The sequence below is a fragment of the Amycolatopsis sp. Hca4 genome, from assembly GCF_013364075.1.
In the GTDB taxonomy this organism is placed as follows: domain Bacteria; phylum Actinomycetota; class Actinomycetes; order Mycobacteriales; family Pseudonocardiaceae; genus Amycolatopsis.
In genome coordinates, this window is sequence record NZ_CP054925.1 from 8,598,006 (window position 1) to 8,611,618 (window position 13,613).

Sequence of the window (13,613 nt, forward strand, 5' to 3'; positions counted from 1 at the left end):
GTCCAAAGCGAGGGGGCGACGCACCAAGCTCATGCTTCCGAAGCCGGGCTCGTCTTGTTCGAGTTCTTCGCGCCGTTTTGGTTCAACCTGGACTTGGAGGTTTTCTCGGCGGGAGCATTCAGTAGAGTTCGTGAAAGCGCCGCTCGTACCTGGTCCCTCAAAGTAATATCACTTATTGCTCCGACCAGCTCGCGTGCGGCGTTCAACCTTCGATCCTCTTGGCTTTCTTCTCGCATCATGACACCCTGCTTCCCCATGTTCGCCCTCGCGCGGTTCGATTGGACGAAGAACACTCCGGAAGTCAGGTTGGTGACTACGCCGGCGGTTCCTGCGACAATGCTCGCGTACTGATCACCTCCTGCTCCGGCGTAGAAGATGGCCAGGCCTATGCCGAGTAGCAGCAGCAAAGATCCGATCGAAGCGAAGACGATGCTCACCCGGAAGCTGATCTTTGCCTGCGCCAGGCCTTGGGTGTATATCTCGCGAAGAATCGCCTCCTGCTTCTCGAGCGAGTCCGAGGCGCGAACGGTCGCTGGATCCTGGCCCAGGGCGGAAGCAACGTTTACGGTTGCGCCCTCGCCTTCGACGTGAAAGTGCATCGCCGTCGACTCTTCGTTTACGCGACTTCGAATCTGACTCGCGTCGGTGTCGAAGCTTCCGACAAGTCTTCTTATCAAAGATGATAGAAATGCGACAAGCATCGTGGCCAGCAGAATGAGAGATGTGGACGATCTGCCGGTCAAAAAGGCAAAAATCGCTGCCAAGCAAGTGATGCAAACAAGTGTGAATATTCCAACCTGAAGCCAGGTCGGCAGGCGACTGAACGCAGGCGGAGATGAAGTCGGGGATCCCTTGTGTGAGATCCCGCTACTGTCGTCTTTCCTGCCGGCGTTCGCTGTCGCGTCGGCGTTGGCGGCAGGATCTGCGTTGCCGCCGGGGCTCTCGATCGCTTTGGGGGCGGCTGGGGGCCTGGCTGCCTCGACTTCGTTCGTCATCTCACCCTCCGGCTCGCTCGGCGCAAATCTTGATCGTGTACCGGCGCCACTTGGTTACAGGGGGTGAAGAACTCGCGAGCTTCCACGCAGTTGGTCAATCAATTCCGATTGACCAAGCCGGGTGCACTGCCGTCGCTCATGCGAGCGCTACCCAGAAGCCGCGTTGAGCCACATCATGAATCCAAAGCCAACGGCAATGTCCTGCGCACCCCGGCCTCGTGCCGCCCGTGCAGCGGGACCACCGCGGGCGGCACCGGGACCGGCGCACCCGGCCGCGCTCCCACCCGGATCGTCACTTCCGCCTTCTCCTTGCCGCCCGCGGTGCGCGTCAGCGTGTACGACGTCGCCGTGAAAGCCGCTCCGGGCACCGCCAGGTCCAGCAGCCGGGCCGATCGCGGTGCGAAGCACATCTGCGTGGAATCGCCCCACACCCAGGACTTCCACCGATCGGGACCCTCCGGAGAACTCCCTTGGACCCCCAACGCCACCCGCAGTTCCTTCGCCAGCTCCCCGGCCTCCAGCACCGTGCTCTGGTACCCGGCTTCGGCCAGCGTCCCCATCAGGCTCAACGCCGCCGACGCCGTGCTGCGCAAGGCTCCGAGGTCGCCGCCGCCGCGGGCCAGCGCCGCGATCGGGGCCAGGTCGGTGCGGTAGCGGACCGCCAGCCAGCGCACCCGCAGCACCTGGTCGCCGCGCGGGATCGCCCACGTCAGCAGCTGGGCCGACGCCAGCGGGATGTCCGCCCGCCGGTACGCCGAACGCAGCGCCTCGACCAGCGGCCCCGGCGCGCCCGGGCCCGGGGTCAGCCGGACCAGCGCGCTCCAGCCGCCGTCGATCTCCGCGACACCGAAGCGGTTGCCCGCGCGGTCGACGTGCTGGCGCACCTTCACCGGCCCCGCCACGCGCAGCAGCGGGTCCGGGCCGTCGCGGCGGGTGTCGTGGCGCCGCAGGCGGAACGCCGTCCACGTCAGCGCCCAGCCCGCCAGGTGCCGCCCGGCGAAGCGCACCGACGTCAGCAGCACCAGCACCCCCGCGGTGACGCCGACGCCGATCTTCACCGGTTGCGTGACGCCGTCGACCAGCCACGCGAGCAGCACGGCGATCGCGGCGAGCTCCCACAGCGCCGCCTGCAGCGGCCGGATCGGCAACAGCCACGGCAAGGGCGTGGCCGCGGGCCGGGACGGTGCCAGGTGGACGGCGGTATCGACGGACACGGGCTCCCCTTTCCCCGGCCCCGACGCTACTGCCTGTCCGGATACCGCGTGGGCGTAAAAATTACCCTCGCCGCACCCCGGTCCGGTGCCTAGCATCGGTTGCTCGGGAGGACGACGCACACAGCCGGGGGCACAGCAGCGTGTGGACGCAGCGGGACCAGATCCAGGCGTACCAGTTCCTCCGCCGCAGGCTCGTTTCCGCGCTCGTCGCCGCCGACGCCAACCACCCCGTCTCGCCCAGCAGGCGGCTCGTCCTGGGCACCGTGCTCGGCGTCGCGGCCGCCCTGCTGGTCACCGCCGTCTTCGGCATCATCGGCCTGCTGAACCCCTCCGGCGGCAAGGACTGGCTGGCCGGCGGCAAGGTGATCGTCGAGGAGGGCACCGGCGCGCGGTTCGTGCTCGGCGCCGACGGCGTGCTGCACCCGGTCCTCAACTACGCGTCCGCGCGGCTGCTGGCCGGCGGCAACGGCGACGCGACCGTGTCCGTCTCGCCGGAGAACCTCGGCAAGGCCGGCCGCGGCACCCAGATCGGCATTCCCGGCGCGCCCGACTCGCTGCCGTCGGCCAACGCGCTCGTGACCGTTCCCTGGACGAGCTGCAGCCGGACCACCCAGGACGCGCCCGCCTCGGCCGAGCCGCGCACCGCCGTGCTGCTGGCCGCGCCCGCGTCCGGAGTGGAACTGCCGCGGGACCAGGGCGTGATCGTGCGGCTGCCGCAGGGGGACCGGTTCCTGCTCGCCGGCGGCCGTCGCTACAAGCTGAGCGACGAAGCCGCCACGGCGCTGCAGTTCGACAGCTACCCGACGATCGCGGTGTCGGCGCGGTGGATCGACACCGTCCCGGCCGGCCGGGACCTCACCGCGCTGCCGGTGGCCGGCGCCGGCGACCCGGGGCCCGCGGTGGGTGGCCGCGGCACCCGCGTGGGCGAGGTCCTCGCCGTCGTCGACGCGATGGCCGCGCCCGGCACGGCCACGTCGTACTACCTGGTCCGCCGCGACGGTCTCGAGCCGGTCGGGCAGACCGAGGCGAGCCTGCTGGTCACCACGGAGGCGAACGCCCCGGCCTACGAGGGGACGCCGAAACCGGCCGACGTGCGCGCGGCCGACGTCGCCGCCGTCCCGAAGGTCGCCGCGCCGCGCGCCGGCGGGGCCGACCCGGCCGCCTTCCCCGACCGCATCCCCGGGAAGGCGCCGATCACCGGGAACTCCGTGGCGCTGTGCGTTCAGGGCAGCCGGTTGCTCGTTTCGGCCGAATTCCCGCTTCCCGTTGGAGCCAAAGCCATCCAGGTCGCCACCCGGACCGAAGCAAGGGTGGCGGACGAGGTGTTCGTACCTCCCTCGGGAGGCGCCGTCGTCGTCGAGGCCGGCTCGGTCACCGCGTACCTGGTGACGGATACGGGCCGGAAGTACCCGGTGGTGAATGGGCAGGCGTTGGCCTCGCTCGGCTACGGAGGCGTCGCCAAACCGCCGGTCACGGGTAGTTTGCTGGCATTGGTGCCGACGGGCCCCGCGCTGGATCCGGCCACGGCCGGGCGGCCGGCTCCGTCGGGTGGAACGGGGTGAAAGTCGTGCACATGACAGAAGAGCGTCCGACCGAGGGTGAGCTGGACCAGGGGCGGGTCCGGGTCGCGGTCATCGAAGACCACCCGCTGTACCGCGTCTCCGTCGAACGTGTGCTGGCCGAAGCCGACTTCGTCCAGCTCGGTGCGGTCGTCGATTCGGTCGCCCGGTTCCACGTGCACCGGCAGCCGCCGGGCAGCGTGGTCCTGCTCGACCTGGGCCTGCCGGGCGTCGCGGGGGCGGCGGCGGTGCTGGAGGTGTGCGAGCTCGGGCACCACGTGCTCGTGGTCTCCGCGCAGGCGGAACCGGAAGTCGTGCTCGGGGCGATCGCGGCGGGGGCGCGCGGGTTCCTGTCGAAGGACGTCGACGCCGACGAGCTGCTGATCGCGATCAAGACGGTCGCGGGCGGCGGCGCGTACGTCTCGGCGGTGGTCGCCGGGATGATCATGAAGGACAACGCCGATCGGCCGGCGGTGTCGGCCGAAGCCGAGCTGTCCCCGCGGGAGGAGCAGGTGCTGCGGCTGGTGGCGGCGGGGGAGCGGGACGTCGACATCGCGCTGATCCTCGGCATCGGCGTCCGGACGGTCCGCGGCTACCTGGACCGCATCCGCGACAAGACCGGCGAACGGCGGCGGCCGGGCCTGGTCAAGGAGGCCATCCGGCGCGGCCTGATCGGGGACGCCGGCCCCCGGCGCGGCGGCCGCAAATGAGCGAGCCGGCGCCGTCCGCGCGCAGCATCCCGGTGGGCGTGATCGAGGACCACCCGCTCTACCGGTACGCGCTGACCCGCGTGCTGACCGAGGCCCCGGACATCGAGCTCGGCGCGGTCGCCGACTCGGTGGCCCGGTTCGCGGTCCAGGACCAGCCGGCGGGCAGCGTCGTCGTGCTGGATCTCAAGCTGCGCGGTGTCCAGGACGCGGCCGCGGTCCTGGAAGTCGGGCAGATGGGGCACAAGGTGCTGGTGGTGTCCGCGCACGCGGAACAGCCGGAGGTGCTGGGGGCGATGCAGGCGGGCGCGAAGGGCTTCCTGTCCAAGGACGTCGACAGCGACGAGCTCCTGCGCGCGATCCGCACGATCGCCGACGACAACGCGTACGTGTCACCGACGCTGGCCGGGATGATCATCCAGGACAGCGAAGAGCGCCACGCGGGGCCCAAGATCGTGCTGTCGGAGCGGGAGAAGCAGGTCCTCCGCCTGGTGGCGGCGGGGGAGCGGGACGTCGACGTGGCGGAGATCCTCAACATCAGCGTCCGCACGGTCCGGTCCTACCTGGACCGCATCCGCGACAAGACCGGCGAACGGCGACGGGCGGGCTTCGTGCGCGTCGCCATCCGCGAAGGCCTGTTGCGCTAGAGGCGCCGGTTGGCCAGGGCCCCCGTGGCGGCGCGGGCCTTGGCCGACACCGCGGCGTCCACGTCCACCAGCAGCGTCTCCGGGCCCGCGCCCGCGGCGGCGTGCACCCGGCCGAAGCCGTCCGCGGCCAGCGAGTACCCGATCCCGGTCGGGGCTTTCGGGTTCACCGCGAGGCCGGTCGCCGCGGGGTCGGCCTGGCCGCAGGCCAGCACCCAGCAGCCCGAATCCAGCGCCCGCGCCCGCACCAGGACCTCCCACTGCTCGCGCTTGCCCTCGCCCGCGCCCCACGACGCCGGCAGCAGCACGACGTCGGCGCCGTCGTCGGCCAGCGCGCGGAACAGCTCCGGGAACCGCACGTCGTAGCAGGTCGCGACGCCGTAGACGACGCCGTCCAGCTCGAACGTGGTCGCCGTGGAACCGGGCGCGACCGTGTCGGACTCGGCGAACCCGAACGCGTCGTAGAGGTGGATCTTGTCGTAGCCGAGGTGGTGCCCGGCGCCGGTGACCAGCAGCGTGTTGTGCACCCGCCCGCCGTCCGCCGGGGTGAACATCCCGGCGACGACGACCACGTCGTGCTCGGCGGCCACCGCGGCCACGGCCGACGCCCACGGCCCGTCGAGCGGCTCCGCGACCGGCTCCAGCGGCCGTCCGAACCGCGCCATCGCCGCTTCGGGGAACACGACGACCCGCGCGCCGTCCGCCGCCGCGGCCTCCACGCCGGAGCGAACGAGTTTCAGGTTCGCCTCCGGATCGTCACCCGAGTTGACCTGGCACAACGCGATTCGCGCCACCGCTGCCTCCTGCATGCTGGGATCGGCCGTCACCGGGGAGTATCGCTGAAAAGGCGCTGGGCGTGACCTCGTACCCTGGGAGACATGCTGAACCGCACCGACCTGCGCGGGCAGGTCCCGACCGCCGCCGAACTGCGCGCCGCCCTGCCGCGCGCCGAATACGACGTGGACGCGGCGCTGCACCACGTGCGCCCGGTGGTCGAGGCGGTCCGCGACCGCGGTGTTGAAGCCGTCCTCGAGTACACCGAGAAGTTCGACAAGGTCCGGCCCGGCACGGTGCGTGTCCCGCGCCCCGAGCTGACGCGCGCCCTGGAGCAGCTGGACCCGGCCGTGCGCGCGGCGCTGGAGGAGTCGATCACCCGGGCGCGGAAGGTGCACGCCGAGCAGCGCCGCACCGACGTCACCACGACCGTCGTCGAGGGCGGCACGGTCACGGAGAAGTGGGTGCCGGTCGAGCGCGTCGGGCTCTACGCCCCGGGCGGGCTGGCGGTGTACCCCTCGACCGTCGTGATGAACGTCGTCCCGGCGCAGATCGCCGGCGTCGGCTCGCTCGTCGTCTGCTCGCCGCCGCAGGCCGCGTTCGGCGGGCTGCCGCACCCGACCATCCTCGCCGCGGCCGAGCTGCTCGGCGTGGACGAGGTGTGGGCGGCCGGCGGCGCGCAGGCCGTCGCGCTGCTGGCGTACGGCGGCACGGACACCGACGGCGCCGAGCTGGCGCCGGTCGACATCGTCACCGGGCCGGGCAACATCTACCTCACCGCGGCCAAGCGCCTGCTGCGCGGCCTGATCGGCATCGACGCCGAGGCCGGGCCCACCGAGATCGCCATCCTCGCCGACGAGACGGCCGACCCGGTGCACGTCGCCGCCGACCTGATCAGCCAGGCCGAACACGACCCGCTGGCCGCGAGCGTGCTGGTCACGACGTCGGTGGCGCTGGCCGACGCCGTCGACGAGGAACTGGTGAACCGCGTCGCCGCGACCAAGCACAGCTCGCGGGTCGCCGAAGCGCTGGCGGGCAAGCAGTCCGGCATCATCCTGGTGTCCACTGTGGAGGACGGACTGCGCGTCGTCGACGCCTACGCCGCCGAGCACCTGGAGATCCAGACGGCGGACGCGCGCGCGGTCGCGGCCCGGGTCCGCAACGCGGGCGCGATCTTCGTCGGCGCGTACGCCCCGGTCTCGCTCGGCGACTACTGCGCCGGGTCCAACCACGTCCTGCCCACCGGCGGCTTCGCCCGCCACTCCTCGGGCCTGTCCGTGCAGAGCTTCCTCAAGGGCATCCACGTCGTGGAATACTCCGAGGACGCGCTGCGCGAGGTCGCCGGCCGCGTCGTCGCGTTGGCCGACGCCGAGGACCTGCCCGCGCACGGCGAGGCCGTCACCGCGCGGTTCGGAGGTTCGGTCCGATGACGATCGGCGAAGAGGTCACGCTGGATGAGCTGCCGCTGCGCGAGGACCTGCGCGGCAAGTCGCCCTACGGCGCACCGCAGCTGGACGTCCCCATCCGGCTGAACACGAACGAGAACCCGTACCCGCCGCCCCCTTCGCTGGTCGCCGACGTGGCCGAGGCCGTTCGTCTCGAGGCCGCCGAGCTGCACCGCTACCCGGACCGGGACGCGGTGGCGCTGCGGCAGGACCTGGCCGACTACCTGAGCGTGTCGACGCGGGTGGTGCTGTCGGAGGCGAACGTCTGGGCCGCGAACGGGTCCAACGAGGTGCTGCAGCAGATCCTGCAGGCGTTCGGCGGGCCGGGGCGCAGCGCGCTCGGCTTCGAGCCGTCGTACTCGATGCACCCGATCATCGCGTCCGGCACCCGCACCGAGTGGGTCCCGGCGCCCCGCCGGGACGACTTCACGCTCGACACGGCCGCGGCGGCCGCGGTCATCGCTTCCCGGCAGCCGGACATCGTGTTCGTCACCAGCCCGAACAACCCGACCGGCGGCTCGATCCCGCTCGGCGAGCTGCGTGCGGTGCTGGACGCGGCCACCGGGATCGTCGTGGTCGACGAGGCGTACGCGGAGTTCTCGTCGCAGGACAGCGCGGTGCACCTGCTGGCCGACTACCCCTCGCGGCTGATCGTCTCGCGCACGATGAGCAAGGCGTTCGCCTTCGCGGGCGGTCGCCTCGGCTACCTGGCGGCGGCGCCGGCGGTGGTCGACGCGCTGCAGCTGGTGCGCCTGCCGTACCACCTCTCGCGGCTGACGCAGGCGGCGGCACGGGCGGCGCTGCGGCACGCGGACGCCACTTTGGCCAGCGTGCACAAGCTGGCGGCCGAGCGGGACCGCGTCGTGGAAGCCCTGGCGGGCCTGGGTTACGACCCGGTGCCGAGCGACTCGAACTTCGTCCTCTTCGGACGTTTTTCGTCGCCTTCGGACGCTTGGAAGTCCTATTTGGACCGCGGGGTGCTGATCCGCGACCCGGGCATCCCCGGGCACCTGCGCGTCAGCATCGGCACCCCGGAAGAGAACGACGCCTTCCTCGAGGCGAGTAAGGAAGTTTCCCGATGACCCGCATCGGCAAGGTCGAACGGACCACCAAGGAGTCCTCGATCTCCGTCCAGCTGGACCTCGACGGCACGGGCGAGGTCGAGATCTCGACCGGCGTCCCGTTCTACGACCACATGCTGACCGCGTTCGGCGTCCACGGTTCGCTGGACCTGAAGGTCGAGGCCACCGGCGACGTCCACATCGACGCCCACCACACGGTGGAGGACACGGCGATCGTGCTGGGCCAGGCGATCCGCCAGGCACTGGGCGACAAGAGCGGCATCCGCCGCTTCGGCGACGCGTGGATCCCGATGGACGAAACCCTGGCCCACGCGGCGATCGACGTCTCCGGCCGGCCGTACTGCGTGCACGTGGGCGAGCCGGAGCAGTTCAACACGTTCACGATCGGGAACAACTACCCGTTCGTGCTCACCCGGCACGTGTTCGACTCGCTGGCGTTCCACGCCCAGATCGCCCTGCACGTCCGGGTGATCCACGGCCGCGACCCCCACCACATCGCGGAGGCGGAGTACAAGGCGGTGGCAAGGGCCCTGCGCGCGGCGACGGAGCCGGACCCCCGCGCGGGCGGCATCCCGTCGACGAAGGGCGTCCTGTGAGCAACGGAGTCGTCGGCGTGCTCCTGCTCGCTCTCGGCGGGTTCCTCGTGGGCGGCGTCTGGTCGACCTGGAAGACGGCCAAGTTCCTGGCCGTGGTCCTGGGCATCGCGGCCGTCCTCGCCATCGGTGGCGCGATCTTCTGGTTGTCGAGCTGAGAAACGGCGAAGGGCCCCTCTCGCACGAGAGGGGCCCTTCGCCGATTTTCGCTAGCGGTTCGCGCCGACCAGTTCCCGCTCCTCGGGCTCGTCCAGGTGCTTCGTGAGCTTCTCGCCCTCGACGTCCACGTCCGGCAGGATCCGGTCCAGCCACTTCGGCAGCCACCACGCGCCGCGGCCGAGGAGGGACATCACCGCCGGGACCAGCGTCATGCGGACCACGAACGCGTCCACCAGCACGCCGAACGCCAGCGCGAAGCCGATCGACTGGATCAGCGACGACTCGGCCAGGATGAACCCCGCGAACACGCTGATCATGATCAGCGCCGCCGCGACGACCACCCGTGCGCCGTGGCGGAAGCCCGTCACCACCGCTTCCTGCGGCTCCGCGCCGTGGACGTGCTCCTCGCGCATCCGCGTCACCAGGAACACCTGGTAGTCCATCGCCAGCCCGAACAGCACGCCGATCAGCAGGATCGGCAGCATGCTCATGATCGGGCCGGTCGAGGCGACGCCGAGCAGGTCCGTCAGCCAGCCCCACTGGAACACCGCGACCACCGCGCCGAACGTCGCCGCGACCGAGCCGAGGAAGCCGATGGTCGCCTTGAGCGGCACCACCACCGAGCGGAACACCAGCATCAGCAGCACGAACGCGAGCCCGACGATCAGCGCCAGGTACGGCAGCATCGCGTCCGACAGCTTCTCGGAGACGTCGATGTTCGCCGCGGTCTGGCCGGTGACGGCCAGTTTCGCGTCCAGGGAGCCGGATTCGGCGCGGATCGCGGCCACCAGGTCCTCGGTCTGCGTGCTGCTCGGGCCGCTCTTCGGGATCACCGTGAGCAGGGCCGTGTCACCGGCCTGGTTGACGCGCGGCGGCGTGACGGCGGCGACGTCCGGCAGCTTCTGGATGCCGGCCGCGGCTTGGCCGAGCGCGGCCTGGCGGTTGGCGCTGCCGGAGACGTCGACGACGACCAGCAGCGGCCCGTTGGAGCCTTCGCCGAAGCTGCGGCTGGCGATCTCGTACGCCTTGCGCTGCGTCGACTCCGGTGCCGCGGTGCTGTCGTTGGGCAGGCCGAGCTGCATGCTCAGCGCGGGCAGGGCGACGACGGCCATCCCGGCCAGCGCGACCAGCAGCACCGGGAGCCGGTGGCGGCCGACGAACCGCGCCCAGCGTTCGCCGTGCGTCGTTTCGACCGGCTTGCGGCGCAGCCGGATGCGGCCGCCGGCGACCCGGGTGCCGGCGAAGCCGAGGATCGCGGGCAGCAGCGTCAGGGCGATGAGCACGGCGATCGCGACGGTGACGGCGGCGGCGACGCCCATCTGGCCGAGGAACGGGATGCCGATCACGGTGAGGCCGGCCAGCGCGATGATGACGGTGAGGCCGGCGAAGACCACGGCGGAGCCCGCGGTGCCCGCGGCGCGTCCGGCGGCTTCTTCGGGGTCGCGGCCGATGGCCAGTTCGTGGCGGTAGCGCGACACGATGAACAGCGCGTAGTCGATGCCGACCGCGAGACCGATCATCAGCGCCAGGACCGGCGTGTTCGAGTTCAGTTCGAGGAAGCCGGAGGCGAGGAAGATGCCCGCCATCCCGGTGCCGACGCCGATGAGCGCGGTGAGCAGCGGGATCCCGGCCGCGAGCAGCGAGCCGAAGGTGATGATCAGCACGACGGCGGCGACGGCGACACCCAGACCCTCGGTGGCCCCGGTCGCGGGCACGCCCTGCACGGCGTCTCCGCCGAACTCGATGGTGAACCCGGCGGCGCGGCCGGCGTTGGCGCTGTTCAGGAGGGCCTGACGGTCCTCGTCGGTCAGTTCGTACGCTTTCGCTCCGTAACTGACCTGGGCGAGCGCGACGCGTCGATCGGGTGAGATCGACTGCGCCTGGAACGGGTCGACCACGGCGGCGACCTTCGGCGCCGTCTTCAGCTGCCCGACGAGCGCTTCGACGGCCGCCTTGCCCTTGGCGTCGGTCACCGTGGTGCCTGCCGGGGCTTCGATGACCACGCGCGCGGTGGCGCCACCGGCGTTGGCCTGCGGGAACTTCTCGGTGAGCTGGTCGATCGCCCGCTGCGACTCGGTGCCGGGGATCGTCACCGAGTTCGACAGCTGGCCCGAGAGCGTGAGCGCGCCCAGGCCGAGTGCCACCAGGACCGCCGCCCAGACGGCCGCGACCAGCGCTCTGCGCCGGAAGGAAAACCGGCCGAGCCGGTACAGGAAGGTCGCCACGAGTCAGCTCCGTTTCGCCCGAACGGGGTCGGTTCACTCCATAGGGTCCCTTCCCAAGCTAGCCGATCGGCAAGGGGACGTCCAAGCCGATCGGCAAGTATGTGACTTGCCGAACAGCAAGGTTTATCGCTAGCCGTTCGGCTAGTAAGGCGGTTTGCCGATCGACAGAGCGTGACGTAGGCTCCGACGGCTCGCTGAGGAGGAAGAATGACCGCCGGCCCGGCCGATGACACCCGGACCCGACTGCTGCAGACCGCGCTGCGGCTGTTCACCGAACACGGGGTCGAAGGCACGTCGCTGCAGATGATCGCGGACGCGCTGGGCATCACGAAGGCGGCGGTGTACTACCACTTCAAGACGAAGGCGGAGATCACCGAGGCGGTCGCCGAGCCGGGCGTCCGTGACCTGGACGAACTGGTCCGCCGCGCGGCGGCGCAGAAGCGCCGCGGCGCGCAGGTGGACCTGCTGCTGGAGGGGTTCGTCGACCTGGTGATCCGCCACCGCGCGCTGGTGGCCCTGTTTTCGAGTGACCCGGGCATCGCCCGCGCGATTGAGAAGTCGGCCCACGGCGGCATGGAGGGCTTCGGCCAGGCGCTGCTGGGCATCCTGTCCGGGCCCGACCCGGACACGACGGCCCGGGTGAACGCCTTGGTGACGTTGACCGGGATCGCGATGGCGGGAGGTTCCCCGGACCTGGCCGGCCTCGGCGACGAAGAGCTGCGGACGGAACTGCTCGACGTGGGCCGCCGCCTCCTCGGCCGCCCCCGCCGCCGAACCCTCACCCCGGTTTCCCCGCTCTAGATCCGCTTGCAGTCACGCGAGATCCGGCCTTGATCACGCGAGTCACGCGTACTTGAACGGCCGACTCGCGTACCTGGGCGGCCGACTCGCGTACCTGGATGGCCGACTCGCGTACCCGGAGGGTCGGTTGGCGTACCTGGGCGGACGACTCGCGTACCTAGATGGACGACTCGCGTACCTGGAGGGTCGGTCGGCGTGCCTGGAGGGTCGGTTCGCGCGGCTGAAGGCGGAACTTGCGTGACGGAAGTCCGAACTCGCGTGATTGGAGCCGGATCTCGCGTGACTCGAGGCGGGGCTCGTGTGATTGGAGACGGGACTCGTGTGATGGGGCGGCGATCTTGCGTGATTGGCGGGGCATCACGCGTGATTAGCGGGGTATCTGGTGGGGGGTTAGGTAGGGCGGGGGGACTGTGGCGGTGAGCCAGACTCCGTTGGCGCTCAGCTGGAACGTGTGGCCGGCGGCGGACATCGCGGCCGCGTCGATCTGGAGGATCACCGGTTTGCCGCGGCGGGCGCCGACGTTTCGGGCCGTGTCGAGGGTGGCCGAGAGGTGGACCGCGTGGCGGTTCATCGGGCGGAGGCCCTCGCGGAAGATCGCGTCGAGGGAGGCCGCCACCGTTCCGTGGTACAGCACGTCCGGCGGTGGGGTGTCCGGCAGTCCCAGGTCGACCGGGACGCTGTGACCCTGGCTCGCGCGGATGCGCGTTCCCGTTTCGTCGAACGCGAAACGGCGCTTGTTGTTCTTCTCGACCACTTCGTCGAGTTGTGCACGCGTGATCGAGAGCGCGCGCAGGAGGGTGTCGACCGGGACCCAGCCGCCGGGGGCGAGGGTCAGGCCGATGGCGGCCGGGTCGTGGCGAAGGTGCCGTGAGAGCCGCTTCGAGATGCGGATCAGTTCCTTTTCGTTCATTTCCTCCCCAGCATCCTCCCCGCGCGCAAGCGGTTTAGATGCCGCCTTCGACCGCCGGGCGGAGCTTGCTCGCACCCGGGCCGAAGCGGGAGAGCTCGTCGTCGTTGTTGTACAACGCGCAGCTGCGCAGGGAGAGGCACCCGCAGCCGACGCAGCCGGTGAGCCGGTCGCGCAGGCGCTGCAGGGCGTCGATGCGCGCGTCGAGCTCGTGCTGCCAGTCGCGGGACAGGCGCGCCCAGTCCGCCTTCGTCGGGGCGTGGTCCTCCGGCAGCGTTTCCAGCGCCGTGCTGATGTCCTCGAGCGAGAGCCCGACCCGTTGTGCCGCACGGATGAACGCGATCCGGCGCAGCACTGAGCGCGGGTACCGGCGCTGGTTGCCCGCCGACCGCTCGGAACTGATCAGCCCCTTCTCCTCGTAGAACCGCAGTGCCGTGTGCGGAACCCCGCTGCGTTCCGCCACCTGTCCGATGCTGAGATGTTCAGCGAGCCTGGTCACCTGGTCAGG

The 13,613-nt window shown here is 70.9% G+C and carries 14 protein-coding genes; 8 read left to right on the forward strand and 6 right to left on the reverse strand.

Translation table 11 applies throughout. The features are described 5' to 3' along the window. Positions 1 to 29 precede the first annotated feature (29 nt). Positions 30 to 995, reverse strand: coding sequence for a hypothetical protein (locus tag HUT10_RS39135; RefSeq protein ID WP_176175787.1), 966 nt, complete (start codon positions 993 to 995; stop codon positions 30 to 32). A 173-nt stretch (positions 996 to 1,168) separates the two neighbouring features. Beyond that, a complete protein-coding gene (locus HUT10_RS39140) occupies positions 1,169 to 2,209 on the reverse strand; it encodes a type VII secretion protein EccE (RefSeq protein ID WP_176175788.1) in 1,041 nt (346 codons plus the stop codon). 140 nt (positions 2,210 to 2,349) lie between these two features. On the opposite strand from HUT10_RS39140, the gene eccB reads away from it, so the two are divergent. From eccB to HUT10_RS39155, 3 genes are read left to right on the forward strand one after another with little or no spacing between them, the layout of a single operon-like run. Beyond that, a complete protein-coding gene (gene eccB, locus HUT10_RS39145) occupies positions 2,350 to 3,771 on the forward strand; it encodes a type VII secretion protein EccB (protein ID WP_176175789.1) in 1,422 nt (473 codons plus the stop codon). An 11-nt stretch (positions 3,772 to 3,782) separates the two neighbouring features. Then, positions 3,783 to 4,478, forward strand: coding sequence for a response regulator transcription factor (locus HUT10_RS39150; protein WP_176175790.1), 696 nt, complete (start codon positions 3,783 to 3,785; stop codon positions 4,476 to 4,478). Continuing rightward, entirely contained in the window at positions 4,475 to 5,122 is a 648-nt protein-coding gene (locus tag HUT10_RS39155) for a response regulator transcription factor (RefSeq protein ID WP_176175791.1), read from the forward strand. The genes HUT10_RS39150 and HUT10_RS39155 overlap by 4 nt, the downstream gene beginning before the upstream one ends. On the opposite strand, the gene HUT10_RS39160 is transcribed toward HUT10_RS39155, so the two are convergent. Then, positions 5,119 to 5,913 carry a carbon-nitrogen hydrolase family protein gene (locus HUT10_RS39160; protein WP_176175792.1) on the reverse strand — a complete coding sequence of 265 codons (795 nt, stop codon included), beginning with the start codon at positions 5,911 to 5,913 and terminating at the stop codon, positions 5,119 to 5,121. The genes HUT10_RS39155 and HUT10_RS39160 overlap by 4 nt on opposite strands. An 84-nt stretch (positions 5,914 to 5,997) precedes the next feature. On the opposite strand from HUT10_RS39160, the gene hisD reads away from it, so the two are divergent. The 4 genes from hisD to HUT10_RS39180 are packed head-to-tail and all read left to right on the forward strand — an operon-like array spanning position 5,998 to position 9,171. After that, positions 5,998 to 7,323: a histidinol dehydrogenase gene (hisD, locus tag HUT10_RS39165; RefSeq protein WP_176175793.1), complete on the forward strand. Its 1,326-nt coding sequence runs from the start codon at positions 5,998 to 6,000 to the stop codon at positions 7,321 to 7,323. Beyond that, complete coding sequence (locus HUT10_RS39170) at positions 7,320 to 8,420, forward strand: histidinol-phosphate transaminase (RefSeq protein WP_176175794.1); 1,101 nt, start codon at positions 7,320 to 7,322, stop codon at positions 8,418 to 8,420. Before hisD ends, HUT10_RS39170 begins: the two co-directional genes overlap by 4 nt. Next, positions 8,417 to 9,016 carry an imidazoleglycerol-phosphate dehydratase HisB gene (gene hisB, locus HUT10_RS39175; RefSeq protein WP_176175795.1) on the forward strand — a complete coding sequence of 200 codons (600 nt, stop codon included), beginning with the start codon at positions 8,417 to 8,419 and terminating at the stop codon, positions 9,014 to 9,016. The genes HUT10_RS39170 and hisB overlap by 4 nt, the downstream gene beginning before the upstream one ends. Then, a complete protein-coding gene (locus HUT10_RS39180) occupies positions 9,013 to 9,171 on the forward strand; it encodes a hypothetical protein (protein ID WP_176175796.1) in 159 nt (52 codons plus the stop codon). Before hisB ends, HUT10_RS39180 begins: the two co-directional genes overlap by 4 nt. A gap of 51 nt (positions 9,172 to 9,222) precedes the next feature. Here the strand turns inward: HUT10_RS39180 and HUT10_RS39185 are convergent, their stop codons facing one another. Further along, positions 9,223 to 11,397 (reverse strand): MMPL family transporter, encoded by a 2,175-nt coding sequence (locus HUT10_RS39185; RefSeq protein ID WP_176175797.1) that lies wholly within the window; start codon positions 11,395 to 11,397, stop codon positions 9,223 to 9,225. Positions 11,398 to 11,604: 207 nt separating this feature from the next. Between HUT10_RS39185 and HUT10_RS39190 the strand changes: the two genes are divergently transcribed. Further along, complete coding sequence (locus HUT10_RS39190; RefSeq protein ID WP_176175798.1) at positions 11,605 to 12,198, forward strand: TetR/AcrR family transcriptional regulator; 594 nt, start codon at positions 11,605 to 11,607, stop codon at positions 12,196 to 12,198. A gap of 367 nt (positions 12,199 to 12,565) precedes the next feature. Here the strand turns inward: HUT10_RS39190 and HUT10_RS39195 are convergent, their stop codons facing one another. Both HUT10_RS39195 and soxR read right to left on the reverse strand, forming a co-directional pair. Further along, a complete protein-coding gene (locus tag HUT10_RS39195; protein ID WP_176175799.1) occupies positions 12,566 to 13,108 on the reverse strand; it encodes an RNA 2'-phosphotransferase in 543 nt (180 codons plus the stop codon). Between the two features lie 34 nt (positions 13,109 to 13,142). After that, positions 13,143 to 13,604, reverse strand: a complete 462-nt coding sequence (soxR, locus tag HUT10_RS39200; protein ID WP_176175800.1) for a redox-sensitive transcriptional activator SoxR — start codon at positions 13,602 to 13,604, stop codon at positions 13,143 to 13,145. Positions 13,605 to 13,613 lie beyond the last annotated feature (9 nt).

Excerpts from the sequence above, each read along its gene's own strand:
- HUT10_RS39135 (WP_176175787.1), bottom strand. The coding sequence starts at position 995 with ATGACGAACGAAGTCGAGGCAGCCAGGCCCCCAGCCGCCCCCAAAGCG.
- HUT10_RS39150 (WP_176175790.1), top strand. The coding sequence starts at position 3,783 with ATGACAGAAGAGCGTCCGACCGAGGGTGAGCTGGACCAGGGGCGGGTC.
- HUT10_RS39155 (WP_176175791.1), top strand. The coding sequence starts at position 4,475 with ATGAGCGAGCCGGCGCCGTCCGCGCGCAGCATCCCGGTGGGCGTGATC.
- hisD (WP_176175793.1), top strand. The coding sequence starts at position 5,998 with ATGCTGAACCGCACCGACCTGCGCGGGCAGGTCCCGACCGCCGCCGAA.
- HUT10_RS39170 (WP_176175794.1), top strand. The coding sequence starts at position 7,320 with ATGACGATCGGCGAAGAGGTCACGCTGGATGAGCTGCCGCTGCGCGAG.
- hisB (WP_176175795.1), top strand. The coding sequence starts at position 8,417 with ATGACCCGCATCGGCAAGGTCGAACGGACCACCAAGGAGTCCTCGATC.
- HUT10_RS39190 (WP_176175798.1), top strand. The coding sequence starts at position 11,605 with ATGACCGCCGGCCCGGCCGATGACACCCGGACCCGACTGCTGCAGACC.
- HUT10_RS39195 (WP_176175799.1), bottom strand. The coding sequence starts at position 13,108 with ATGAACGAAAAGGAACTGATCCGCATCTCGAAGCGGCTCTCACGGCAC.